This window comes from Bartonella bacilliformis Ver097 (assembly GCF_000709795.1).
Lineage (GTDB): Bacteria > Pseudomonadota > Alphaproteobacteria > Rhizobiales > Rhizobiaceae > Bartonella > Bartonella bacilliformis_A.
The window spans coordinates 50527-77067 of the sequence record NZ_KL503803.1 but is presented as its reverse complement, the minus strand read 5'-3'; the positions used below and the strand labels follow the sequence as shown (position 1 = coordinate 77067).

Annotated in this window: 24 protein-coding genes; 8 read left to right on the top strand and 16 right to left on the bottom strand. The window is 36.6% G+C overall.

What is annotated here, in order from left to right; translation table 11 throughout:
• Window positions 1-73: 73 nt before the first annotated feature.
• Both H710_RS02435 and H710_RS02430 read right to left on the bottom strand, forming a co-directional pair.
• Window positions 74-925 carry a S49 family peptidase gene (locus H710_RS02435; RefSeq protein ID WP_041849274.1) on the bottom strand — a complete coding sequence of 284 codons (852 nt, stop codon included), beginning with the start codon at window positions 923-925 and terminating at the stop codon, window positions 74-76.
• A 99-nt stretch (window positions 926-1024) separates the two neighbouring features.
• Complete coding sequence (locus H710_RS02430) at window positions 1025-1816, bottom strand: tRNA1(Val) (adenine(37)-N6)-methyltransferase (RefSeq protein ID WP_041849273.1); 792 nt, start codon at window positions 1814-1816, stop codon at window positions 1025-1027.
• Between the two features lie 230 nt (window positions 1817-2046).
• Here H710_RS02430 and H710_RS02425 point away from each other — a divergent pair, with 230 nt between their 5' ends.
• The 4 genes from H710_RS02425 to glyS all read left to right on the top strand — a co-directional run bounded on the left by H710_RS02425 (window position 2047) and on the right by glyS (window position 8145).
• Window positions 2047-3096, top strand: a complete 1050-nt coding sequence (locus H710_RS02425) for a polyprenyl synthetase family protein (protein WP_080772752.1) — start codon at window positions 2047-2049, stop codon at window positions 3094-3096.
• Between the two features lie 89 nt (window positions 3097-3185).
• On the top strand, window positions 3186-4913 hold the full coding sequence (locus H710_RS02420; protein ID WP_041849272.1) for a tetratricopeptide repeat protein: 1728 nt from the start codon (window positions 3186-3188) through the stop codon (window positions 4911-4913).
• A gap of 65 nt (window positions 4914-4978) precedes the next feature.
• Window positions 4979-5923, top strand: a complete 945-nt coding sequence (locus tag H710_RS02415) for a glycine--tRNA ligase subunit alpha (protein ID WP_041849271.1) — start codon at window positions 4979-4981, stop codon at window positions 5921-5923.
• Complete coding sequence (gene glyS, locus H710_RS02410; protein ID WP_041849270.1) at window positions 5923-8145, top strand: glycine--tRNA ligase subunit beta; 2223 nt, start codon at window positions 5923-5925, stop codon at window positions 8143-8145. The genes H710_RS02415 and glyS overlap by 1 nt, the downstream gene beginning before the upstream one ends.
• A 290-nt stretch (window positions 8146-8435) precedes the next feature.
• On the opposite strand, the gene H710_RS02405 is transcribed toward glyS, so the two are convergent.
• From H710_RS02405 to H710_RS02375, 7 genes are all read right to left on the bottom strand, one after another.
• On the bottom strand, window positions 8436-8915 hold the full coding sequence (locus H710_RS02405; RefSeq protein ID WP_041849269.1) for a F0F1 ATP synthase subunit B: 480 nt from the start codon (window positions 8913-8915) through the stop codon (window positions 8436-8438).
• Window positions 8916-8917: 2 nt separating this feature from the next.
• Window positions 8918-9493, bottom strand: coding sequence for a F0F1 ATP synthase subunit B (locus tag H710_RS02400; protein WP_041849268.1), 576 nt, complete (start codon window positions 9491-9493; stop codon window positions 8918-8920).
• Between the two features lie 125 nt (window positions 9494-9618).
• Window positions 9619-9849: a F0F1 ATP synthase subunit C gene (locus H710_RS02395; RefSeq protein WP_041849267.1), complete on the bottom strand. Its 231-nt coding sequence runs from the start codon at window positions 9847-9849 to the stop codon at window positions 9619-9621.
• Between the two features lie 54 nt (window positions 9850-9903).
• Entirely contained in the window at window positions 9904-10662 is a 759-nt protein-coding gene (locus H710_RS02390) for a F0F1 ATP synthase subunit A (RefSeq protein ID WP_041849266.1), read from the bottom strand.
• A gap of 7 nt (window positions 10663-10669) precedes the next feature.
• Window positions 10670-11101: an AtpZ/AtpI family protein gene (locus H710_RS02385; protein WP_041849265.1), complete on the bottom strand. Its 432-nt coding sequence runs from the start codon at window positions 11099-11101 to the stop codon at window positions 10670-10672.
• Window positions 11102-11415: 314 nt separating this feature from the next.
• Window positions 11416-12837: a ribosome biogenesis GTPase Der gene (gene der, locus H710_RS02380; RefSeq protein WP_041849264.1), complete on the bottom strand. Its 1422-nt coding sequence runs from the start codon at window positions 12835-12837 to the stop codon at window positions 11416-11418.
• Between the two features lie 4 nt (window positions 12838-12841).
• Complete coding sequence (locus tag H710_RS02375) at window positions 12842-13513, bottom strand: tetratricopeptide repeat protein (protein ID WP_041849263.1); 672 nt, start codon at window positions 13511-13513, stop codon at window positions 12842-12844.
• Between the two features lie 509 nt (window positions 13514-14022).
• On the opposite strand from H710_RS02375, the gene H710_RS02370 reads away from it, so the two are divergent.
• Both H710_RS02370 and nhaA read left to right on the top strand, forming a co-directional pair.
• Window positions 14023-15732 (top strand): hypothetical protein, encoded by a 1710-nt coding sequence (locus tag H710_RS02370; RefSeq protein WP_041849262.1) that lies wholly within the window; start codon window positions 14023-14025, stop codon window positions 15730-15732.
• A gap of 123 nt (window positions 15733-15855) precedes the next feature.
• Window positions 15856-17214 carry a Na+/H+ antiporter NhaA gene (gene nhaA / locus H710_RS02365; protein ID WP_041849261.1) on the top strand — a complete coding sequence of 453 codons (1359 nt, stop codon included), beginning with the start codon at window positions 15856-15858 and terminating at the stop codon, window positions 17212-17214.
• A gap of 376 nt (window positions 17215-17590) precedes the next feature.
• Here the strand turns inward: nhaA and H710_RS02360 are convergent, their stop codons facing one another.
• Window positions 17591-18844, bottom strand: a complete 1254-nt coding sequence (locus tag H710_RS02360) for an aspartate kinase (RefSeq protein ID WP_041849260.1) — start codon at window positions 18842-18844, stop codon at window positions 17591-17593.
• Window positions 18845-19024: 180 nt separating this feature from the next.
• Here H710_RS02360 and ubiG point away from each other — a divergent pair, with 180 nt between their 5' ends.
• On the top strand, window positions 19025-19789 hold the full coding sequence (ubiG, locus tag H710_RS02355; protein ID WP_041849259.1) for a bifunctional 2-polyprenyl-6-hydroxyphenol methylase/3-demethylubiquinol 3-O-methyltransferase UbiG: 765 nt from the start codon (window positions 19025-19027) through the stop codon (window positions 19787-19789).
• Here the strand turns inward: ubiG and grxC are convergent, their stop codons facing one another.
• Both grxC and H710_RS02345 read right to left on the bottom strand, forming a co-directional pair.
• Window positions 19790-20047, bottom strand: coding sequence for a glutaredoxin 3 (grxC, locus tag H710_RS02350; RefSeq protein WP_041849258.1), 258 nt, complete (start codon window positions 20045-20047; stop codon window positions 19790-19792).
• A 39-nt stretch (window positions 20048-20086) separates the two neighbouring features.
• Window positions 20087-20863, bottom strand: coding sequence for a ComF family protein (locus H710_RS02345; protein WP_041849257.1), 777 nt, complete (start codon window positions 20861-20863; stop codon window positions 20087-20089).
• A gap of 196 nt (window positions 20864-21059) precedes the next feature.
• Between H710_RS02345 and H710_RS02340 the strand changes: the two genes are divergently transcribed.
• Window positions 21060-21938: a methyltransferase domain-containing protein gene (locus tag H710_RS02340; RefSeq protein ID WP_041849256.1), complete on the top strand. Its 879-nt coding sequence runs from the start codon at window positions 21060-21062 to the stop codon at window positions 21936-21938.
• Between the two features lie 22 nt (window positions 21939-21960).
• Here the strand turns inward: H710_RS02340 and H710_RS02335 are convergent, their stop codons facing one another.
• From H710_RS02335 to H710_RS02320, 4 genes are all read right to left on the bottom strand, one after another.
• Window positions 21961-23316 (bottom strand): L-cystine transporter, encoded by a 1356-nt coding sequence (locus H710_RS02335; protein ID WP_155367625.1) that lies wholly within the window; start codon window positions 23314-23316, stop codon window positions 21961-21963.
• 342 nt (window positions 23317-23658) lie between these two features.
• On the bottom strand, window positions 23659-24072 hold the full coding sequence (gene mutT / locus H710_RS02330) for an 8-oxo-dGTP diphosphatase MutT (RefSeq protein WP_041849254.1): 414 nt from the start codon (window positions 24070-24072) through the stop codon (window positions 23659-23661).
• Between the two features lie 118 nt (window positions 24073-24190).
• The gene (gene argJ / locus H710_RS02325) at window positions 24191-25429 is read right to left on the bottom strand and encodes a bifunctional glutamate N-acetyltransferase/amino-acid acetyltransferase ArgJ (protein WP_041849253.1); all 1239 of its coding nucleotides are present in this window, start codon (window positions 25427-25429) and stop codon (window positions 24191-24193) included.
• A 104-nt stretch (window positions 25430-25533) separates the two neighbouring features.
• Window positions 25534-26481 carry a peptidylprolyl isomerase gene (locus H710_RS02320; RefSeq protein ID WP_041849252.1) on the bottom strand — a complete coding sequence of 316 codons (948 nt, stop codon included), beginning with the start codon at window positions 26479-26481 and terminating at the stop codon, window positions 25534-25536.
• Window positions 26482-26541 lie beyond the last annotated feature (60 nt).

Here is a 26541-nt window from a genome sequence, read left to right as displayed (position 1 = left end):
TCTTCCCCACTTGCAACAATTTTTAAGAAAAATTATCAACCAATCAATAGTATATTCCTGGATGACATTCCAATCATAAACCATAACGCTGCCAAAGCGCCCGCTCTTCAGCTACCGTTAGAACATTATCAACCGCCAGATGGACCATATCAGCAGAAATCCCTGAAGGGGCTTTAGGTCCTAAAAGACTTTTGGAAGGAGAAATTAACTGAAGTTTTGCTTTATCACCAAATCTCTCTTTAATAACAGAGCGTACATCACCCAATCCATCAATTAAACCAAGTTCAATGCTTCTTTTCCCAGTCCAAAACATTCCTGTAAAAATATCCGGATCATCTGATAACTTCGATTCACGCCGCTCTTTGACCAAATCGATAAAAGTCTGGTGAACTTCAAGTTGTAAAGATTTTAGGTGATCAATACCCACCTTATTTTCTGACTGAAATGGATCTAATATAACTTTGTTTTTTCCTGCTGTATAAATACGGCGTTCTACTCCAATTTTCTTCAAAAGCTCAGGAAAGCCAAAAGAAGCTGAAACAACCCCAATTGAACCAACAATAGAAGTAACATCAGCAAAAATTTCATCCCCAGCACAAGCAATCATATAACCACCTGATGCAGCTACATCTTCAATAAATACAAAAACCTGTTTTTTCTTTTCATCTGCCAAATCGCGAATACGTTGAAATATAAGATGCGATTGTACAGAAGAACCACCGGGAGAATTAATAACAAGAGCAACAGCTGGCGCTCTCTTATCAGAAAAAGCCTTATCTAAAAGATCTGCACACCTACTAAGTGAAAGCGTACGCGCCATTAATGAAGTTGAATCCATAATCGTTCCATGAAGACGTACGACAGGAATATCAAGTGCACTAGAACGAAAATAACGTGGAATAAGGCGTTTAGCACAACCAATCAAAACAAAATATCCTTATAAGAAATTGATACAAAGAGAAAATTAACTTAAAGCATATAAAAACAGTCTGAATATAATAAATAAATCAGAAAATACAAGACATTATTTAAAAATTTCCCATAAACTTATATGCCCATTATTAATAGCATCAACCTGCGGTGAAAAAGCATGGCCATTTCCTTCATGCATAATCAATGCAGGTAATACAGATAAGGCCGTTTTACTTCCTCGTTTTGCGTAAAACAATATACGAATTGCAGCTGTTTCAGCACGAGAATGAACGGGAATGATACGTACATCACCAAAACGCCTCTTTAAAGCATGTAATATATCAGTGAGCGATTGTGGACGTGCAATTAACCCTAAATATCCACCTGGTTTCACAATTGCAGCAGCACTGCGTAACCAATTTTCAAACATCGCCTCAGGCATTACGTGCGCCTCATATTTTTGTCTATCGGGTGTTTTACGATCTGCAGAATTATTAAAAGGCGGATTCATGATCGCAAAATCAAAACTGTTATTGATTAACCCCGCCTCTATGCGTTCTTTACCTCTTAAAGTAACATCTGCTCCTAATAGGCAAACTCGGCTAGATAATTCTTCATTTTCTTTCAGTAAAAGCGTTTTTTGCGCATAAGATAACATAAAAGCTGACCGTTCAACTAATGTAACACGGGTTTCAAAACACCGCGAAGCTACTGCCAATCCTGCAGCACCAGCCCCGGCACCTAAATCAACAATTTTTCCTTTAAAGAGACTTGGAACCAAACCGGCTAACAACATAGCATCTACGCCAGAACGGTGACCATGTTCACGAGGTTGAACTAAGTAAAACCTCCCTCGGTGAAATTTATCAATTGTTTCATCACTATGTTTCGTTGCTCTATCCATTTACAGACCTAAAATTGCTTTCCATTATCTGTACTGCATTATCTACCTATACTGTTTACAAAACCGTTCTTTTTACTGCCTCGTTTAACAGATTTATAATAATTTTAGCCCTAAACGCAGAAAAATATTCTTTGTAAATACTATAAAAACTTCCACTTCAAGGCAGTATCAAAGACTTGAGTCAAAGCCAATCCCCTTTTATGTTACAAATTAAAGAATGGAATTTATATATGTTCATTTGCAATAATTTAGGAGCGAATACCTTGGGTGCCATTACAAAGCAGAATTATAAAAAAAACAATCAAATTTCTCTCCAACCCCTCATTAATCTTACAAAAGATGATATGGAATGTGCAAACCAGCTCATCATTTCTATGATTAAATCAAATATTGAAATGATTCCTGAAATTTGCAATCACCTTATTTCATCAGGTGGAAAGCGGTTGCGCCCAATGATCACATTAGCTGCCGCTCATATGTTTGGATATCAAGGTGATGAGCATATAAAACTCGCAACAGCAGTTGAATTTATGCATACAGCAACCTTATTACACGATGATGTGGTTGATGAAAGTAATCTACGACGCGGAAAATCCACCGCACGGATGATTTGGGGAAATCAAGCAAGCGTACTTGTTGGTGATTTTCTATTAGGGCAAGCCTTTAAAATGATGGTAGACGCTCGTTCAATAGAAGCACTCGCTATCTTATCAAATGCTGCAGCCACTATCGCTGAAGGAGAAGTGATGCAACTTGCTGCTGCAAATAATATAGAAAACGATATTTCAAATTATCTCAAAATTATTAACGCAAAAACAGCTGCACTTTTTTCAGCTGCCGCAGAAGTCGGACCAATCATTGCTGGTTATGGATGCGAAGAACGTTCTGCATTACGCAAATATGGCACATCATTAGGGTTAGCCTTCCAATTGATTGACGATGCACTAGATTATAGCGGAGACTCCCAATATTTAGGAAAAAATATAGGAGATGATTTTCGAGAAAAAAAAATTACCATGCCTGTTATTTTCTCATACATGAGGGGTGATGCTGTAGAAAAAGAATTTTGGAAACAAACCTTTAAAGACAGCAATTATAGTGATGAAACCTTTATACATGCGCAGTATTTAATGGAAAAATATGGCTGCATAACCGACACGATAAAGCATGCACGCATTTATGGACAACATGCAATCGGTGCCCTCTCTTCAATAAAGGACAGCCCTGCCAAAAGTGCACTGATTGAAGTCATCGATTTTTGTATCGCACGTGTAAACTGACTCTATAAAAATCGTAATATTACTTAACAAAATAATGAGATGAGGTATGGTTTAAAATTATACCTTCAAATTTTAAGAGGATTAACTCCATGCTCTGTGCAACAGCATCCCGCTTTTTTACTTTCTTCATGGCAGGAATTATGCTGATGCCATTACCCGCTTACAGCAACATTGGTGCAACTCTTAACATAAACTCATTTTCAGGTGCCTATTTAGCAGGACGCATTGCACGCTATGAAAACAAAATGGATTTTGTTATTAGCTATTTAAAACAAGCACTTGCCTACAATCCTGATGATATAGGAGTACAAAAAGAAATTTTTGAAGCAATGCTATCCGTAGGTATGTTTCAAGATGCTGTAAAACAAGCAAAAAAACTGAAAGCTCAAGATGTTACCAATCCCTTTATTTTTTTGACATTATCGATAGATAATTTCATCAAGAAAAATCACACGGACGCCAAACTGCTCCTGAAAACAAAAACATCTCCTCATATCAATAATCCGGCCTCTGATATAATAAGTGCATGGATTACCTTCGAGTCTGGAAATCACTCTCAAGCAATCGCTGATCTTGAAAAACTTCTAGGACCTGCCTGGTACAATCTTTTTATACATTACCATCTCGCACTGATGAGTGATCTTGCAAAACGTACGAAAGATGCAAAAAAATATTTCATTCAAGCATTAAACAACCAACAAGGAGCTATTGCAGCCCCTGATACCTACGAACGTATAATCATAGCTTACGCATCATTCTTATTGCGTCATAAAATGACTAGCAAAGCTATTGAGACTATACAAAATGGTGAAAAAATATTGTTAGGTCGAGAAGCACTTAAAAACATTCGGAAAAAGATTGAAAAAGGCACAAATCTAGAAAATCCAATTAAAACTCCTCAACAAGGAGCAGGTGAAGTTTTATATGGCTTTGGAACAGCCATCAATCGAAAAGACACAGCACATATCGCACGTATTTTCATACAATTATCTTTAGCTTTATACCCTCAAAATGAAGCGACAGTGTTCCAATTAGCAGATATCTCTGCCAAGATGAATGATACCAACCAAGCTATTAAATTGTATCGCGCTTTACCACCTCTCTCCCCTTATTATCGAGATAGCCAGATTCAGTTGGCGTTACTTCTCGCCAACAACAACCACAATGAAGCCATTAAGTTACTAACATCATTAGAAAAAAAAATCCCCAATGATCGCCATATTTTTATAGCGCTATCTGCTATTCATATGCAAGCAAACAACTTTGCTGAAACTGTTAAAGTTATCAATCGTGCTATAACAGGCATAACAGATTTTCAAAAAGATGATTGGAAACTTTTTTATCAGCGTGCTATTGCTTTTGAACATTTAAAACAATGGCCAAAGGCAGAAAATGACTTACGAAAAGCCCTTGAATTATTCCCTGATCAACCACAAGTGCTTAATTATCTAGGATACACACTTATTGAGCGTGATCAGAAACTCGAAGAATCTTTCCGCATGCTGCAAAAAGCCTCTAAATTACAATCGCAAAATAGTTATATTCTCGATTCTTTAGGATGGGCCTACTATAAACTTAAACAATATGATCGAGCTGTTGAAATATTAGAAACCGCCGTTAAATTTCTCCCTCAAGACCCAGTATTAAATGACCATTTAGGCGATGCCTACTGGCAAATTGGACGCAAACGTGAAGCAATATTTCAATGGAATCATGCAATTGATGGACAGCCAGAGAATTTAGAGAAAATCAAAGAAAAATTGAAATTTGGTTTGCAAAAAACAACAACGCTTGACCATAACCATACGAAATTATAGACAATGATTAAGAGTAAAATTATTTTAATATCCGTCAGCACATTCAATATTTAAGAGTACAAAGCGTGAACTTGTCTGAACATCTCAATCCTACACGTTCTTTTCAGGGACTTATTTTAACCTTGCAGAATTACTGGGCTCACTATGGATGTGCAATTTTGCAACCTTATGACATGGAAGTAGGTGCTGGAACTTTTCATCCAGCAACAACATTACGTTCATTAGGACCACGCCCCTGGAAAGCAGCTTATGTACAACCTTCCCGGCGTCCCACAGACGGACGATATGGTAAAAACCCAAATCGTTTACAGCATTATTATCAATTTCAAGTCATTATCAAACCCTCTCCCCCAAATCTACAAGAGCTTTACATCAATTCACTAAAAGCCATCGGTCTTGATACCAATCTTCATGATATTCGCTTTGTTGAAGATGATTGGGAAAGTCCAACACTTGGAGCTTGGGGGCTCGGATGGGAGTGTTGGTGTGATGGAATGGAAATCTCTCAATTTACTTATTTCCAAAAAGTTTGTGGTATCGAATGCGCTCCTGTTTCAGGAGAAATTACGTATGGACTTGAACGCCTGGCAATGTATATCCAAAGTGTCGATAACGTCTATGATCTTAACTTTAACGGCTTGGAGAGTGAAAACCGCATAAGTTATGGTGATATTTTTTTACAAGCAGAACAAGAATATTCACATTATAACTTTGAGTTTGCGAATACCAAACTTCTGCATCAGCATTTCATTGATGCAGAACGCGAATGTATTACACTTCTTGAGGCTGGGAAACCCAATAAAGAGAGTAATTTTCACCTATGTGTCTTACCAGCTTATGATCAATGTATTAAAGCAAGCCATATCTTTAATCTTTTGCAAGCACGTGGTGTTATTTCTGTAACTGAACGACAAAATTACATTCTCCGTGTCCGCGATCTTGCACGCCGTTGCGGTGAAGCCTTTTTATTAACTGAAGCTGGTACAATAAATGTTAAGGGAAAGTCCTAATGTCTGATCTTCTTTTAGAACTTTTCAGCGAAGAAATCCCTTCTCGTATGCAGCGTAAAGCAGCGGCAGATCTTAAAAAATGTGTTACCAATAAGCTTGTGGATGCCGGTTTAACCTATAAAGCCGCGTGTGAATATTGGACACCACGCCGCCTTACATTAGATATACGTGGTCTTTCTACAAAATCGCAAGATATCCACGAAGAACGGAAAGGTCCTAGTACGCAATCACCCCAGAAGATCATTGATGGCTTTTTGCGTGCTACAGGCCTCAATAATATTTCTGAAGCACACATTGCGCATGATAGCAAAAAAGGTGATTTTTATATCGCTAAAATTATTAAAAAAGGCCGTATAGCAGAAGACATTATTGCTGAAATTTTGCCTGATATTCTTCGTAACTTTCCATGGCCAAAATCAATGCGTTGGGGTGAAGATTCGGCCAAAAGTGAAGCGTTAAGATGGATCCGACCTTTACAAAATGTCCTTTGCGTTTTCGGACCTCAATGCGGTGAAACACACGTTATTCCATTTACAATAGGTTCCCTAAAAAGCAATAATTTAACCTATGGCCACCGTTTTTTAAGTGATGAAAAGCCTATCCAAATACGCCGCTTTGACGACTATATCGCCCAGCTTGAAGCGCATAAAGTCATTCTGGACGTAGAAAGACGGAAAAATATTATTTTAGTTGATGCCCAAAATCTCTGCTTTGCAAATGGTTTAGAACTGGTTGAAGATGACGCTCTCATAGAAGAGGTTGCAGGACTTGTTGAATGGCCTGTTGTCCTCATGGGAGATTTTGATAAAGCTTTTCTTGATATTCCTCCAGAAATTATTCGTTTAACCATTCGAACTAATCAAAAGTGCTTTGTAACCCGTAAACAAGGTGAGAAAACTAAACTCTCTAGCCATTTTATTCTTGTCTCTAATATTCTCGCAAACGATGAAGGTAAAGAAATTATCAAGGGTAACAGTAAAGTTGTACATGCTCGTCTTTCTGATGCATTGTATTTTTGGCAAAAAGATCAGTGTGATTTGTTGAACATCGTGGATTTAAAATCCTTTGCTGAAAAATTTGATCTTGATTTAAACAAACCTCTCGATCAACGAATTGCGAATCTTGATCGTTTAAATGTCACTTTTCATGCTAAATTAGGCACACAAGGTGAAAAAGTAGAACGGATTTCTGCTTTGGTACAAAAAATTGCATCTATAGTGCAAACAGACTCCACGTTAGCTAAACGAGCAGCGGCGCTTGCCAAAGCTGATTTACAAACAGAGATTGTCAACGAATTTCCTGAATTGCAAGGTTTTATAGGGAAAACATATGCACTCCTTCAGGGAGAAGATCCTCGTGTGGCTGAAGCAATCGAAGATCACTATAGACCTCTAGGACCAACAGATCGCATTCCACAAGAGCCCGTTGCTATAGCTGTTGCATTAGCCGATAAAATTGATACGCTAGTGGGTTTTTGGCTCATCAATGAAAAACCGACCAGTTCAAAAGATCCCTATGCATTAAGACGAGCTGCGTTAGGAGTCATAAGGCTCATTCTTTCACATAACTGCAAAATCAATCTTACATCATTGTTTCACCAAGCCATTAATATTTTTCTACAACAGAAAACTGAATATGCAGCATACCTAAAAGAATCTAAACAAACGCAAGATATACTTGCAAAAAAAATAGATGACATTTTATCAGATCTATTGTCCTTTTTACATGAACGCTTGAAAATTCATCTGAAAGATGAAGGAGTTCGCCATGACATTATTGAAGCAGTTTTAACCAAAAATGCTGATGACTTTTCATTAATTGTGCACCGCATTGAAGTGCTCACTTCTTTCATCAATACAAATAACGGTAATAATCTCTTAGTTGCTATAAAGCGTGCTGTAAACATTCTAGAGAATGAGAGCAAAAAAGGAAATGAATTCACAAGCACAATTAACCCAGAGATTTTTATTGAAGACGAAGAAAAACAGTTATATCAAGCAATCGTTGCAGCAGAAAAAAAAGTTAACGATCATATCAATACAACAGATTGGTTATCTGCACTTAATGTCTTAGCATCCCTCAAAGAACCTATTGATAATTTTTTCGAAAAAGTATTGGTAAATGACAAAAGTGCTGCTATTCGTACTAACCGCCTTGCTCTTCTTGAATTCATTCATACAATTACACAAGACATCGCAGATTTCTCAAAAATTATAATCTAAAGACTAAAAATTATTACAACTTTTTAATTAATAGACAACAATCTTTATACTGATTTATTGTTCTTTACATTAAATGCTAAACAAAACATGAAAGAACAACTTTTCCGTCAAACCCCAAACAATTTTTATCATAGATAATCATGTTTAATAAACTGATCAAAAATTAACAAATAACCAAAATTATACGTAAATGTGGGACAGACAAAAGTTAGAAACTTATGTAGGATCATCCACAAAAAACTCTAAAAAGATGTGGATTACAAATAATAGACCGACCCCATCAAGCCGTATCAATGAAGATTTGTCTTCACTTTAATAATAGACTCTTTAATTAGATCATCGGCTTTCTTACTATCTAATTCATTATTAATAATTGTACGTGCAGAAAAAATGACTAAATCGACAACAGATGAAGAAATTTCTTGAATCGCATTAGATTCTGCTTGAGCAATTTTTTGCTCTACTAATTTATTGCGATTTTTCACATATTCTTCCGTTTTCACGCGAGCTTCAGCAACAATAATTTCAGCTTCATGCTTAGCAGCAGTAATAATTTCTTGCACGTCTTTCTCTATTCCTGCACATTTTTTCTGATATTCAGCTAATATCTCCTGTGCTTCTTCACGAAGACGAAGAGCTTCATCAAGCTCACTTGCAATACGCTTTGCTCGCTCATCAAGACCACGTAGTGCCATAGCTGGAACTTTGAAATAGAATAGAAGTGCTAAAAACAGGATTAATCCAATAAAAGCCCAAAATGTATCAGTCATCCTTATGATCCTTGATTGTCTGCAGCTTTAACAGCCAGGCTAACAGATTCTTTATTGACTTCAACATCAATCAATTTTTTAACAATTTCAGGCACCACTTCTTCTGCAATTAAACCAATATTCTGCACAGCCTTATCTCGAATTTTTGCTATTTGACCTTCAGCATCTGCCAGTTTTTTGTCTAAACTTGTTTCAATTTCTTTTCGTTCTAGCTCAGTTTTTGCTTTAATTTCATCACTTGTCTTCTGAGTTATAGCATATGCCTGTAAACGAGCTTCTGCTAATTTACGCTCATAAACTTCAACAACAGTATCCGCTTCCTGTTTCATGAGCATTGCTCGATCTAAATCAGATGCAATACGATCCCGACGAGTTTCAATAGTATAGCCAATACGCGGCACAATCACACGAGCAATGAAAAAATAAAAGAAACCAAAAGAAATCACCAACCAAAAAAAGTGTGAACAAAAATGCGAAAAATCAAAAGGTGGAAACACACGATCCGCGTGCTCTAACGCATTTTCAACGCGCTCTATTAGCGCTTCAGAAGTTTGTGCATACGCACTGGAAACAAACATCCTACTTTATCCTTCAAACGACTCTCAAAGCTCTAAAACATGTGACACGCAACTAATTTTCTTGCTACTGAAAACTATATATGTCTGCTCTTCAAAAAAGAGCAGACATACCTTTTTGCAAATGATCAAACTGCGAAAAGAAGCAAAAGAGCTATAAGTAACGAAAAAATACCCAAAGCTTCTGTTACAGCAAAACCAAAAACCAAACGACCAAATTGGCTATCTGCTGCTGACGGATTACGTAGCGCACCAGAAAGATAGCTACCAAAAATATTACCAAGACCCAATGCTGTTCCAGCCATACCCAAACAGGCAAGACCAGCGCCAAGATATTTTGCTGCAAGTACTAATTCCATATTATTCTCCTTTGAAGCGAAATTGCATTGTTTGACGGAAATCCACCAATTTTATTAATGTCCTGGATGTACGGCATCATTGAGATACATACAGGTCAAAACCGTAAAGACATAAGCCTGAAGAAACGCTACTAAAAATTCAAGAGCAGTAATTGCTACAGTCATAATAAGTGGAAGAATTGAACCACCAACACCTATAAATCCTAACCCAACCATTGAAACAATAAAGCCAGAAAACACTTTGAGCGTGATGTGACCAGCAAGCATATTAGCAAAAAGACGAAGCGAAAGACTAATAGGGCGAGAGAAAAAAGAAATAACCTCTATTACCGTAACCAAAGGCAAAATCACGACAGGCACACCATTGGGCACAAACAATTTTAAAAAACCAAATCCGTGCTTGTAAAAACCACAACCAATTACTGTCAAGATCACCAACATCGCTAGCGAAAAAGTAATCATAATCTGAGAGGTAATCGTATAAAAATAAGGGAAAAGGCCTATAAAGTTAGCAACCAAAATAAAAACAAACAACGCAAAAACTAAAGGAAAAAACTTCATGCCCTGCACACCAGCAGATTCACGTAAAGTTGATGCCACAAACTCATATGCCATTTCAGAAATAGATTGCATCCGTGTTGGAACTAACCGACGACTTGACGATGAAATAAATAAAAATACTGAAGATAAAACAACTGTAGCAATTATAAAAAATGATACGTTTGTAAACGAAAAATCTATATTCCCTATGGAAACATTAATTAGCCGTGAAATCTCAAATTGATGAATAGGATCTGGAGCGTGTGACGTCACTTCAACCTCATATATCGGACTTACTAATTTCTTTATTTTGGCATAATACGCCGTGCTCTAATTGACTGGGAGTCATATATCCCACAAACCGAAGAATATTCAATATACCAGCAGCGAACCCAAGAAAAAGGAAAAACACTAACCCCCAAGGCAACGAACCTACTAATTTATCAAACATTAACCCCAACACAACACCGACAATAACACTAGCCAAAAACTCACTTGACAAATTAATAGCGCGTGCCACTCCATTTTGCAGTCCTTTGCTATCGCTCTCAGCTTCTTGTTTTTTGAACACTTCCTTGCGTATTAAAGACAACTCCAAATTCCGACTACGACATTCCAAATTGTCTGCCAAATTCTCTAAATGGAAAAAATCCTCTTGTTTTCGTTTTTCAGTCTCTCTTTGTGGCATGACAGGCCTATTGCCCTGCGCCATGATCAGCTCCCAATAACAAAGTAAAGTCAAAACACACTCTATAAAGTCTCACGCAGCATATTGTTACTGTATTTATTCGTCAAGTCAGCAAAAAGAGTCTACCCCAAAGATTTTTTCAATATCAACCCTAAATTTACGAGTACGTTCTGCAAATTGAAGTAACACAGAAAACATCTCTTTGCACAAAATATGATTAATCCTTATAGGTAATTTTTAAAAAACATTATCCAACAAACAATTAAGTCGATTTCTAAATCGGTTATTAAGTGTAAATTCTGTTAATTTAAAAAAATCAAAAATTACTTAAAAAAATGTCACTTTTTTGCGCTTCCTACAAAAGGATTATCAGATGTCCGCAACGATAATCGAATTGGGACACCTGGCATATCAAATGCATCGCGTAAGCCATTAGAAAGATAACGCAAATATGATTGAGGCATAACCTCTGGTCGTGAACAAGATATCATAAATCCAGGAGGGCGTGTCTTAATCTGCGTTATATATTTAACCTTAAGTCTACGCCCAGAAACCGCTGGTGGCGGATGACGTGTTACAACTGTTTCGAGCCAACGGTTGAGTTTTCCTGTAGAAACACGACGATTCCATATACGGTGAATCATCGTGATGTTTTCCATGAGCTTATCAATTCCTTGACCATATTGACCTGATAAAGGGATAGCTCTCAAACCATGAACTTGAGGAAGAAGACGAGCACATTTTTCATACAAATCAGTCAATATTTCCTGACAATTTTCAATAAGATCCCATTTATTAAAGGCAATAATAGGAACGCGTCCTTCACGAATCACAAGATCAACAATTTGTAGGTCCTGCTTTTCAAAAGGTGTAGTTGAATCAAAAACGATCACCACAACTTCTGTAAAACGGATTGCACGTAAAGTATCTGCAACAGAAAGCTTCTCTAACTTTCCTTGAATTTTTGATTTTCTACGCAAACCTGCCGTATCAAAGAGTTTTATATGATGACTACGCCATTCCCAATCTATAGAAATAGAATCACGCGTAACGCCTGCCTCTGGCCCTGTTAATAAACGATTCTTCCCCAACATACTATTAATGAGTGTCGATTTTCCTGTATTCGGACGACCGACAATGGCTATTCGAATAGGTGCACTTTCATCATAAATACACCCCTCTTCTTCTAGATCATCATCATGATCACCAACAGACGCAGACTGTATAATCGTATCTTCTTCTTTTTTATGATCAAAAGCTTTCTCTTGACCAATAGCATCCACAATTGCATCACGAAGATCCGAAAGACCTAAACCATGCTCAGCAGATATTGCACAAGGCTCCCCCAATCCCAATGACCATGCTTCATATTTTCCTTCTATCGCTGCTTTTGATTCAGATTTGTTAGCAACAAGCACAATTGGTTTTTCTGATTTACGCACCAAAGAAGCAAAATTAAAATCACTTGATGTTATCCCACTCTTTGCATCAAGCACAAACAAAATGAGATCTGCTTCATCGATAGCAACCTTTGTCTGAGAGCGCATACGACCTTCAAGTGTATGATCCTCAGCTTCTTCCAAACCAGCCGTGTCAATTACGTCAAAATACAGATCCTGGAACCTTGCAGCATGGATACGCCGATCACGTGTAACACCGGGATTATCATCAACCAGAGCTAATTTTTTTCCAACTAGACGATTAAATAAGGTTGACTTTCCAACATTAGGGCGACCCACTATAGCAATGGTAAGGCTCATCAAGTTATCCCTTATTCATCTTGCCTTCAGCTTGAATGAGTTCAAGCATAATTTTTGCTCGCTCAACTATTTTTATCCCTAAATTACCTTCTTCAGAAATTTTTTGAAAATAATAAATAGCTTCATCCATCTTATCAGCTTTGTAAGCAGCAAGGCCCAAAGCCTCTCTTGCAGATATGCGCATAGGATCAATATCATTTGCTATATCCTGAACACGTTTTTTAACATCATCCAATGTGCCTATATCAACCAAAATATAAGCTGCCCGAATTTTTGCTACTTTCTGCAAAATCTGCGGTGCCTTTTCATCAAATGCAACCGTGTCAAACATTTCTACTGCTCGAACAGCATCACCTTGTTCACTTAATAAAGAAGCTTCACGCAAACGAGCAAGAAAAGGATAACCTGCAAAATTAGATGCTTTAACAAGCTTTAACTGATTCATCGCCTGATCAAAATCATGTGAGTCCGCTAAACTAAGACTTTTTATAAATGTATCACCAATATTTCTAGCCTCATTCATTTTCTTATGGCTGTAAATTTGATAACCAACTATCGCTAATATAAAAATGATAGCTGCAACAATAACCAAAAAACCGTAACGTTTCAAAAAAGCATAGACCTTCTCCTGACGAAACTCTTCATTGACTTCATGAATAAAACTATCGTACGACATATATCTTACCTTGGAAAAAGTTTAACTTCTGCATTTTACGCATAATAGATTAAAATGATATCCTTAATAAATTAAAATCCTAAAATTAGTAAATTAACTCAAAATCAACATATATCCTCATATACGGACTTTTTACAATAACGCTCATTTAAAACCTTTACATAATCTCTCGATAAATATGCAATTTTAGTATCTTACTCCATAAAAAGATACACAACTCTCTGTCAATCATTGAAGATATGATAGCTCTCCAGATAATGAGCTTATATAGCAAATAATTAAGATTATGGTCAGTATAATTTTTTCTGTTATTATATTTTTTTGTACATACAGAAACTAGAAAAGATTGGTAACAGTTGATAGAAATTTGTTGCAAAAAATGTAGTTATTCTACCTGCAAAAGGAGACAGACAAATATCTCATTTGCGTGCCATATCTAAGCCTCTATAGTTTTTTAAAAGAAACTTATCTTACTCTACACATGTAGTTATAACATCGAAAGAAAAATAATGGTCAATTTTCATGATAAATATCAATACAACTATAAATACTGGCTAACCTGTATTGTTGGATTTGTTACAATTTTTGCCATCATAGTTATCGGTGTTTTTTATATGGCAAAACCCCACCTCGATAGCTTTGTAAAAAATGAGATCGCTCGCCATTCCATCAATGCAGAAAAATCCGAAGTCAGTATTATAGGAAAAGTTAATCTGACCAATGTCACTTTACCAACCCCAGAAAACGTATCTCTTAAGGTTGGTGCTATTTCAGGTCGCCCTCCTATCGCTTTTATTCCTGGCACTTTTACACTTTATGATGTTGATTTAAAATACAATGATATTCATCTACAAATCCCCCAAATTTCTATTAGTAATATATCCCTGAAAAACAAAGATGTCACAATTACATCCCGCATTTTGCAATCGCTTATGCGTGTAAACATCTCATCTATTAACGCTTCAGACATATTGATTTTTACTGAAAATACGAATAAACCAACTTCAAAATTTAACATAGCGAATTTTCAGCTTTCTGGTTTCAAAAATGGTCACATTCGCTCCATAAGTATCAAAAATGTAGTTGATCTTAACCATCCAGATTTTTCACCAACTTCTTTTGATAGTACAAAACAGATACATCTGAGCACCCAAAACAATAAAATACAAGCCTATGATATCGATGTCAGTTATCTCTACTCAATTATCTCCGGTAAAAATAATCCTGATGATCAAAGCAAAACCGTTATTGGTTCTATTGCACTCAAAGATATAATGATCGATATCTTTAAAGGAAAAGAAAAAAATGCTTCTTTTTCTCTTGGTGAACTCAAAATATCTGACCTAAAAATGAAACCTCTTGAAGAAACACCTGAGAAACTTATCAAAGCCTACCTGAACGCGAAAAAAATGAAAAATCAGGCAGCTCAAAAAGAAGCACAAAATGCCATTCTCAGAACAAGTATTTCAGCTATCACTTCGATCAATGCTCAAATAAATAAAGTAGATATTGACTTACCGCAGCTAATAACAACACTTAAATCGTTCCAAATAAAGTCAAACCAATGGCAACAACCTATACCAGAAAGCTTTCTAATTTCTCTTAATGATCTCTTAATTTCACCTAAAAAACCGGAACAAAAAAACTTAAGTTTTCTCCAAGATATGGGTTTTGAATACCTTGATATTTCAGGAAAAGTTAATGTTTTTTACGATGAAAAAAATCATGAGCTTCTTTTAAATGGAATATCCTTTAACATCAAAAACATTGGTTTTGGAGAAGTATCAGCTAAAATTGTTGATGTAGATAAAACGCTTTTTTCCGGTGAAAAAGAAAAAATCATTGCTGCTTCTCAAAATCTTGGTGTCACCGAAATTGATATGCGTTATACGGATTTTGGATTCATTGATAAGCTTTTTTCTTACCTTGCGCAAAATCTTGATGATGACAAATATGATCTCAAAGAAGAGCTTTATGATGATTTTTATCTCATCATAACCCAAAGCCCCAAAATATTACTAAAAAATCATAGTGACGTAGAAAATATTGCACAAGCCCTTGGTGATTTTGCTAAAAATCCGCAAACATTAAAAATTCAAATAACAGCAAAAGATAACAAAGGACTCACAGTAGATGATCTTCAAACGGCCTTACAAAATAATTTACCAGCTGTTCTTAGAAAAGTGAATCTAACTATAAAAAATGAACCATCTCATTAAAAAATATTATTGATTTTAAAATTGATAGCTCTCTTTATATAAATTTTAAAAAAGCTACCATTTCTCAAAAGAGTATTTATAACAAAAAATTATATTTAATGAGTCGATATTTGGAGTTATCTTATGTCTGATTTATCCTCAAATCGCTTACCTAATCGTGCTTCTCTTATCACGAATCGCGCATTTTCTGCTATTGAACGCTTTCTTCATATTGAAGCTATGAGTGGGGGGGTTCTTTTATTGGCTGCAGCTATTGCACTCATACTTGCTAACTCTAAATATACTTCCTTATATGAAGCCTTCTGGCATACACCTCTTGGCTTTAATTTCGGCTATTTCAACTTATCATGGGATTTACATTTTTGGGTCAATGACATTCTTATGACTGTCTTCTTCCTTGTCGCAGGGATGGAAATTCGGCGCGAAATTCATGAAGGCGCTCTTGCCAGCGTCAAACAAGCCATTTTGCCAATTGTTGCTGCAATAGGCGGAGTTTGTATTCCTGCTATTATTTACCTTAGCTTCAATTTCAATGGCGGACACATCTACGGTTGGGCTGTACCTACAGCTACTGATATCGCTTTTGCTTTAGGTATTCTTGCTCTTCTTGGCAAAGTTATTCCTTCTAATCTCCATATTATTCTCTTATCATTAGCAATTATTGACGATATCATGGCTGTTCTTATTATTGCTTTTTTCTATTCAACTAACCTGGATCCTAGTGGTTTAGCCATTGCAGCAGCAGGCATTGCTTTGGTATTCTTCTTTCAATGGATCAGCTTTGCATCAGCATGGCTCTATGTTTTACCCGGTGCCATTATTTGGTGGGGGCTCATGGTAACAGGCATTCATCCATCACTCGCTGGTGTAATTTTAGGTATGATGACTCCAGTTTTCCCTACCCGTAATCTTGTATCTCCCCTTACAACACTGAGTAACGCAATTCAAACTCTTCAAGAAAAAAATACCAACACAGATCTACACCATATCTCAACTACACTGAAAAAAATGCGTAAAGGACAACGCGATATAGTTGCACCTGTAATACGCATCCAAAAAGAACTACATCCATGGGTAGCATATGGTGTGATGCCAATTTTTGCCTTTGCTAATGCAGGAGTTAGCTTTGCAAATTTTGACCTTTCTTCTCATAAATCATTCTTGATTGTGCTCGGTATTATCATTGGTCTATGTATTGGTAAACCGCTTGGTATCCTTGTAGCTAGCTATTTAGCGGTCAAATCAGGTCTATGCCGCCTCCCTCCCCACGTAACATGGACAGGTATATTATTGATTGGATTTTTAGCAGGTATTGGCTTTACAATGTCTATCTTTGTTTCAATGCTTGCTTTCCAAGATATTGTGCAACTCAATTCTGCAAAAATCGGCGTCCTGTGCGGATCTGGTCTCTCTGCTCTTGCTGGTCTCGGATATGGACTTATTTATATCAAGAACAATAAAAAAACGCATAACAAACCTTGATATACTATCTTCTGCACCAAATCTTTGAACGGCTGTCTGGAAAAACCAGACAGCTTTTTCTTCATTCCTATACCAAACACAAAATACTCTCTAATAGAGTAGATAATTTCATCTCTTCAAAAAATAGATGACTCGCTGAAGATGAATATCAAGCCAGCGGAAAAATATTAAAAGGAATTAATCTTCGTCATCATATTGTTTGTTATTTGGCAAGCAATCCAATCAAAAAACTTCATAACTGAAAATACATATTCCATGCAGCTTTTTAGAGAACGCGTAAATACCACAATATTTTCTCCTGCTGCTCCTCGCAGATATTCATTTTATCCATTGTAATATGTTAAAGACATCATAAAGTATTTGAAATAAAAAACGCTTACCCTTTATCAAGGTCATAAACGGCATGCAACGTTCTCACAGCAAGTTCAGTATAAGCACTATCAATCAAAACAGAAATCTTAATTTCTGAAGTCGTGATCGCTTTAATATTAATCCCTTTTTCAGCTAAAGCTTTAAATGCTGTGGCCGCAACACCTGCATGGCTGCGCATTCCAATACCAACGACAGAAACTTTTGCAAGATCGCTTGCAAACTGAATAACATCAAATCCAATCTCTTTATGATTTTTCTTAAGAAGAGCAACCGCCCTCTCTACATCCGCTGATGGAACAGTAAAAGTCATATCAGTTTTTGAACCATCTTCAGAAATATTCTGTACAATCATATCAACATTGATACGCGCTTCAGCTAAAGGACCAAAAATTGCTGCAGAAATACCTGGACGATCCGAAAATCGACGGAGAGAAATTTGCGCTTCATCTTTAGCAAAAGCAATACCAGTCACATTCTGTTGTTCCACGATCTCATCCTCATCGCAAATAAGTGTTCCAGAAGAATTAATTGGATCACACATGCCTAGAGCATCAGGATCCTCAAAACTTGAACGCACGAAAGTACGAACTTTATGAACCATAGCAAGTTCAACAGAACGAACTTGCAAAACTTTTGCTCCAAGAGAAGCCAGTTCAAGCATTTCTTCAAAAGAGACTTTTGATAAGCGGCGTGTTTTAGGCTCAACTCTTGGATCAGTTGTATAAACACCATCAACATCTGTATAAATATCACAGCGATCAGCCTGCAAAATCGCTGCCACTGCAACAGCGCTCGTATCCGATCCACCGCGTCCCAAAGTGGAGATGCGATTATCTGAAGAGATCCCTTGAAAGCCAGCAATAACCGCTACCTGATTTTCCTGAAAACCTTGTATCAAAAAAGATTTATTAATATCTACAATCCGTGCACTACCATGTGCATTATCCGTTCGAATCGGGATTTGCCAACCAAGCCACGAACGAGCATTCACCCCTATTTCTTGGAGCGCTAAAGCCAATAAACCTGCCGTCACCTGTTCGCCAGAAGAAACGATTACATCATATTCACGAGCATCATATATCGGTGAAATATCGCGTGTCCATTGAACAAGCTCATTAGTTTTTCCAGCCATTGCTGATACAACGACAGCAACTTCATTGCCCGCATTGACTTCTCTTTTGACATGTCGTGCAACATTTTGAATACGTTCAACATTTGCTACAGATGTCCCACCAAATTTCATGACAATACGCGCCATTTACAACACTCTTACGTTTCTTATTTAAACGACAGTCAGAATAAGACTTATACCGTATCAAACCACTTTTGTGACATAACCAATATCTATAACTTTCGCAAGTCCAGGACACTCACACTAATTTTCTTGACTTTAGAAACAATCCATCTGACTTAATATTAAAAATAAAAGGAGAGCGATATGATAAATAAAACTCGCACTACAGTTGATCAGAGTGAAATTGATCATTTTTCGCGCATTGCTGCTGAATGGTGGAATCCGCAAGGGAAATTTCGACCACTTCATAAATTCAATCCAACACGCCTTGCTTACATTAAAGAAAAAATTTGTCTAGCGTTTGATCGAAATCCTTTTTCACTTGCACCCTTTGATGGTCTAAAAATTCTTGATATTGGCTGTGGAGGTGGCCTATTATGTGAACCTATGGCGCGTCTTGGAGCTACCATCATAGGAGCTGATGCTGCACAAAACAATATTGAAGTAGCAAAAATCCACGCTACTCAAAGCGGCCTTTCAATTGATTATCGTGCTACTACCGCGGAAAAACTGGCAGATGAAGGAGAAAAGTTTGACATCATCCTTAATATGGAAATTGTCGAACATGTTGCTGATGTTGATCTTTTCATATCAGCAACGGCTAAAATGCTTAAACCACAAGGACTTATGTTTATTGCAACACTCAACCGTACATGGAAATCTTGGGGATTAGCCATTGTAGGTGCTGAATACATCTTACGTTGGCTTCCCAAAGGAACGCATGATTATAAAAAATTTTTGAAGCCTCAAGAACTTAAAAAGTTACTCTTAACAAATTCCCTGAAGGTTATTGACGAACTTGGCATCACTTATAATCCACTCAATGATAGTTGGAATCGTTCAAAAGATATGGATGTCAATTACGTGCTTCTTGTAAAACGAATTTCAATAGACGATTGTAACAAATAATTATTGAGCACTGTTTAGTAAAGAATCGAGTTTTCCCTCAGCATCTAACGCATGAAGATCATCACAGCCCCCGACATGGTAATCACCTATAAAAATTTGCGGAAATGTATTGCGTCCATTTGCCCGCTTTACCATTTCTTGACGAAGCGAAGTTGATGCATCAATATCTGTATATTTAATGCCTTTTTTATCAAGCAACATACGTGCTTTTGTGCAATAAGGACAATTAGGACGCGTATAAAGTGTTACTTCTTTCATAATGTTCTCCATTTTATATAATCAATTTTTTATCAGCTCTTAAGAATGAGGTATGGTAGAAATATCTTTTAATACGCGTGAAAATGTTAATACGTCAACCTGTCGCGCGCCCGCACGTTTTAATGTTGCAGCAGCAATGGTCACTGTTACACCTGTTGTTAAAACATCATCAACCAGCAAGATAGAACATCCCTTCATACGTTTTTTGATTTTACGAGGCACTGAAAAAGCATTCTGAACGTTAAATTTTCGTTCTCTCGCAGATAAACCAACCTGTGGACGTGTATGCCGACAACGAACGAGCCAACCAGGCTTAAATTGTTTTTTCTGTTTTGCTGCAATATAACGAGCAAGCTCTGCAGATTGATTATAACGCCGCCAGAAAAAACGACGAAAATGCAATGGAATCGGAATAATGATATCACAATCATCAATAATCTCACGCCCCGCAAACACCATCCAATTAGCCATAAACTGTGCTAGTTCCGCGCGATCACCATATTTTAATCTTATTGTTAAAGTTCGTGCTAACCCTTTATGAGCAATAGCTGAACGCACGCGCGAAAAAGGATAAGAAGTTTGAAGAGCTTCACCACTTAAAAAGCCATCTCCCATATCACAAGCAAAAGGAATCCCCATAATAGGGCAATAGGGCTTTGTGATAAATTGAAGATCTTTCCAACAATCAGCACAGATCGTTCCATGAGCAGAAACAATTACTTTGCAGCCAGGACACGTCGGTGGATACACAACAGCCATCAAGCGCTGAATAAACTTACCCAATACCCCTCCATAATTTAAAGAAACTCTTCCCATTCACATCATTAATTTATTCTGTTATACTGCCTGATACAAGATAATTTCTTAGATGCTTTTAAAGCTAAAATTTTACTTCTTGATGATCTTTGAATCTTCTGTAAAGCTATTTTCTTTTCCTTTTATATCATAAACTTGATATAGCATGTATAAGAAATATCCCATCTAAAATATATGATTTTATATGCTAAACAATATGTCGTATCCTTTAATTTTTGATCATATGTGTATTGAACAATTCCGCAAACGTGCTTTCAAAAAAGCACAAAAAGGGAGCGATTTTTTACTGTCTTATGTGGTTGAAGATCTTTATAAACGTTTAAGTACTGTTGATCGCCAATTTACACTAGCCTTAGATTTACATAGCCATACGGGCCTCGCTGTAGAAGCTTTAAACAAATCTAATAAAATCCACTCTATAGAACGGGTTGAAACTGATATACTCTACCAGAGTCACAGTAAAAAATTTCATTTGCGTCAACGAGAATTTCTTAATTTTCCTAAACATTATTGTGATCTTATAATTTCACTTCTCTCACTACAGCTAACCAATGATACCCCTGGTGTTCTCAATCAAATAAAAAATATCCTTAAACCAGATGGCTTATTTCTTGCTGTTATGGCTGGAGCTGGAACATTAGAAGAATTACGCAAAAGTCTTTTTCAAACTGAAATGGAAATGTATGGCGGGGTTAGCCCAAGAATCTATCCCTTTGCTGATATTCGTGATGTGGGAGCTATTCTACAACGTGCTGGTTTTGCCATGCCTGTTGTAGATGTCGAAGACATCACTGTACGTTATAATACAATGTTTGATCTTATGCATGACCTTAAAGCTATGGGAATGCAAAATGCCCTTATTAATCGTTCGCGACGCCCTGTATCCAAACGTTTTTTTCTTCACGCTGCTGAAATCTACGCGCAACAATTTAGCGATCCTGACGGCCGTATTCGTGCACATTTCTCCTTTATCTGGTTATCTGGTTGGGCTCCTGATCCCAATCAACAAAAACCCATGCGACCTGGCTCAGCTCAAATATCTCTTGCAGATGTCTTTAAAAAACAGACAAAATAAAAATTAAGTCTTAAGACGCAAATTATTTTTCAAAAATGCTTTTATCCGTTACCCGTAACATCTGGCTTGTCATAGTTCCGGCTAACATTGAACCATTAACGTTAAGAGCTGTACGCCCCATATCAATTAACGGCTCGATAGACATAACAACAGCGACTAAAGCAACAGGAAGCCCCATAATTGGCAAAACAATCAATGCAGCAAAAACAGCACCACCACCAACACCAGCAACACCGATGGAACTCAATGTTACAACACCTACAAGAGTGATAATCCACATGGGATCAAGTGGATCAATACCAACAGATGGTGCTATCATCGTGGCAAGCATCGCTGGATAAAGGCCTGCGCAACCATTTTGCCCAATTGTTGCCCCCAGAGACGCTGCAAAACCTGCAATCGACTGAGGAACACCTACCCACTGTGTTTGCGCTTCAATATTTAAAGGAATACTCGCCGTGCTTGAACGACTACTAAAAGCAAATGTCAAAACAGGAAAAACTTTCTTGAAAAAACTCAACGGATTAATGCCCGATATACTAAGCAAAATAGCGTGCACTCCAAACATAAGGACAATAGCAACATAAGAAGCAATAGAAAAAATCAATAATTTTAGAATATCTGCAACATTTGAGGTTGCCCCTACCTTAGTCATAAGAGCAAAAATACCATAAGGTGTTAAATGAATCACAATACGCACTAACCGCATAACCCAAGATTGCATAATCTGAATTAATGAAAGAGCTTGCTCCCCTTTATCTAGATCATCCTTTTTTAAAATAATAGCTGCAGCACCTAAAAAAGCTGAAAAAATGACTACACTAATGATTGATGTAGGCCTAGCTCCTGCTAACTCAGCAAATGGATTTTTAGGAATAAACGATAAAATCAGCTTTGGCACACTTATATCCCCAAATTGAGCAATATGCCGCCCAAGAATAGCGGATACATCTTCCCCTCCATCCACTAAACCATTTGCTGTTAATCCAAAAACGTTAACAACTAAGATGCCAACCAATGCTGAAAGACTAGTCGTAAAGAGCAATATTGAAATTGTCATTATACTAATTTTGCTAGCACCATAAGAAGAATGCAAATGTGCTACTGCTGAAATGATAGAGATGGAAATCAGTGGCATAACAATCATTTGCAATAACAATATATAGCCATCTCCAACAATATTAAACCATTCAACAGATTTTAATAGAATAAATTCACTCTCTCCGTAAACAAATTGCAAAATGCTACCAAAAATTAAGCCAATAACAAGGCTCATTATAACACGCAGTGCAAAGCTTAATTTTATTTTCTTACTTTGAAAAAGTAAAAACAAAAACATAGTAAATAAAAATAAATTAATAAAAACATTCAACATAATTTTTTATTCCTAATATTATTAAGCTTTATTTTAATAAAATAATTTATTAACAAAAATTAATTTGTAATATATACTTAAAACAATTTTACTAAATAATTATTTTATTAAATTTATATAATAAAAATGATTTTTTTATCCATTAATATCCAATTAAAAAAGATAAAATTACATTTTAATGTAAAAAATACTGAGTAAATTATAGTAAAAATTAAACAGTTACTTAAATTCTTTGATCAAAATCATACTGATCTTTTTTAAACAAAGGTCTATCTTAAGCCTTCTTTATAGAAAAGATTGAATGCAGCAAGTACATATCAATATTTTGCTTTTGCATATAGACATTTAAAGAAGAAAATTTTTTAATACTTCAACTAACGGCTTATCTGCATCAGGCATAGAATATTGATCAAAGTCGCTTATGAAAACCCATTGTAAATTTTGTCCTTCTCGTCCTTGAGGAATACCCTCATAACGACGGCAAATATAAAATGGCATTAATAAATGAAACTTTTCATAACTATAACTTGCAAATGTCAAAGGATGTAGATCATTTGGTTGAACGTAAATGCCAAGCTCTTCCTCTAATTCACGAATTAATGATGCTTCAGGTGTTTCACCCTGCTCAATTTTTCCACCAGGAAACTCCCATAAACCAGCCAGTGATTTTCCCTGAGGTCGTTTGGCGAGCAATATCCGATTATCTTGATCTAATAATGCACACGCAACAACAAGAAGAAGCAAGCTTTTTGTACACATACTAATTTCCAACAATCCTAACTTCTTCTACGTCCCTCACTTAAAACGAAAAATCTAAACATTCAATATCTTAAAAGAGCATATAGAAACTCAATATTTGAATTTATGCTTTCATTAATTAACTTCTGTAATTGCCGTTAATTTCGACATACTCTTTCGTCAAATCACAAGACCAAACCGTTGCCTTACTACTTCCAAGACCAATATCAACACGAATCGTAATATGTTGACCTTTCATGTAAGCACCAACCGTCTCTTCACTATAATCAGGATCACGTTCTCCATTTACGGCTACACGATGTTCACCAAACCAAATTGTCAATAAATCACGATCTGCTTCAACACCTGCTTTACCAACTGCCATCACCACCCGACCCCAATTGGCATCTTCACCAGCAATGGCTGTTTTGACAAGTGGTGAATTTGCAATTGATAAAGCAATGGTCTTAGCAGCACTATCCGTTGTAGCACCTGTTACATTAACCTCAATTAAATGGCGAGCACCCTCACCATCACAGATAACTTGTAATGCAAGCTCTCTCAAAAGATCACTTAATTGCTTTGCAAAGACCTCATAACGCGGATCAGATCGGCTTGTCAGACAAGGAAGGCTCCCTTTTGCTTTCCCTGTTGCAAACATCATCAACGTATCTGATGTTGACGTATCGCTATCAACAGTAATTGAATTAAAAGAGCCCTGAACCCCCTCTGACAACATGGATTGCAGTATATCTGAAGAAATTGCTGCATCACTCACCACAAAAGAAAGCATTGTCGCCATATCTGGAGCGATCATACCAGCACCTTTTGCGATCCCATTGATGATAACAGGCTCTCCTCCAAAATCAAATTTACGTGTTGCAAATTTGGGAAATGTATCTGTCGTCATAATAGCTTTTGCAGCTTCTAGCCAATTTCCCTCTTTTGCCATAGCTGCCATATCCGGCAACAAATTCAAAAAACAAGACTCATCCATTGGCTCACCAATAACACCAGTAGAAGCCAAAAAAATCTCATTTTCTTTAACTTTCAAAATATTTGCTGCAGCATTGATGATTGCTTTTGTTGTTGTTCTTCCTTTATGTCCTGTAAAAGCATTTGCATTCCCAGAATTTACAACAATCCCTCTAGCAGCTCCATGAGAAAGGGATGCACGACAATGATCCACAGAAGCAGATGGACATTTTGAACGCGTAAAAACACCTGCCACATTTGCTGGTTCATCAAAAATGATAAAGAGGAGATCTATACGATTTTTATATTTAATCCCGGCTTCAGCCGTTGCTATTCGCACACCAGATAATGGTGGAAGATCCTGTATCGTTTTTGGATACAAAGATAATCCCTTTACAGCCATTACATGCTCTCCCATCCAAATCAATAAGGTTTAATGGAAATCCATGCCACCGCTGAGTTTTTTTGAAAAAACAAGCAAACTAAGCAGTTTAGATTAAAAATACATTATTCTTCTTCATCAGGAGAAGAACCCGGTAGAGATTCACCATTTTCATTAAAAGATTGCATAAGTTCCGCAACCCTAGAATCAGGATATTTTACATCTATCTTACTGCGCAAATCAGCGATCAGCTTCTGATAACGATCCTTTATAATCTGTGCACGCAATACTTCCTTAGAATCATCAAATTCAGGAGGTTGCTTCAGACGACGATCTTCTACCTTAATGATATGCCAACCAAATGGGCTTTCAACGGGATTTTTAGTGTATTCACCAACTTTCAAACTAAATGCAGCATCCTCAAAGGGTTTAACCATTTGGCCGTAACTAAAATAACCAAGATCACCACCAACAGCAGCAGAACCATCTGTTGAATCTTTTTTGGCAATATTTTCAAAATTTTCACCTTTTTTCAAACGCTTAATAATCGCTTCTGCTTCTTTCTTCGTTTTAACTAAAATATGACGCGCCTTCACTTCATCTTCTTTTGGCAGAGCTGCAACTTCCTTATCATACAGAATTTTTAAATCACCATCTGTAATCTTATCAACAACCATCTGTTTAAAATAAAGCTGCTGAAGAATATTATCGCGCATAACAGCCATACGTTTATCATAAGCTTCTGTTTTATGAATATTTTCTTGAATAGCCGCTTTAGCAAGCACTTGCATATCCAAATAGGCCCTTAATACTGTTATACGGCGTTGTTCATCAGGAATGCGGACTAAATTAGGATTAATTTCAAGTGCCAATTCATCTAACTGCCCTGCTGTAATATTCTTTCCATCAATAGTTGCCATAACATGAGAGGGATCAACAGGTTTTTCAGAAGATTCTTCTAAGCTATTCAAATCATTCTGTGCAACTTTCACATGATCCTGAGCAATGGCCCACAAACTCGTACCCATCAATAAAGCTGATGTTAAAAAAAACGTAGTAAATTTGAATTGCATAAATACACTCCTTAAATATGCTCAGGATCTCAAGTTTCTTTACCATAGCACTTTAAGCTT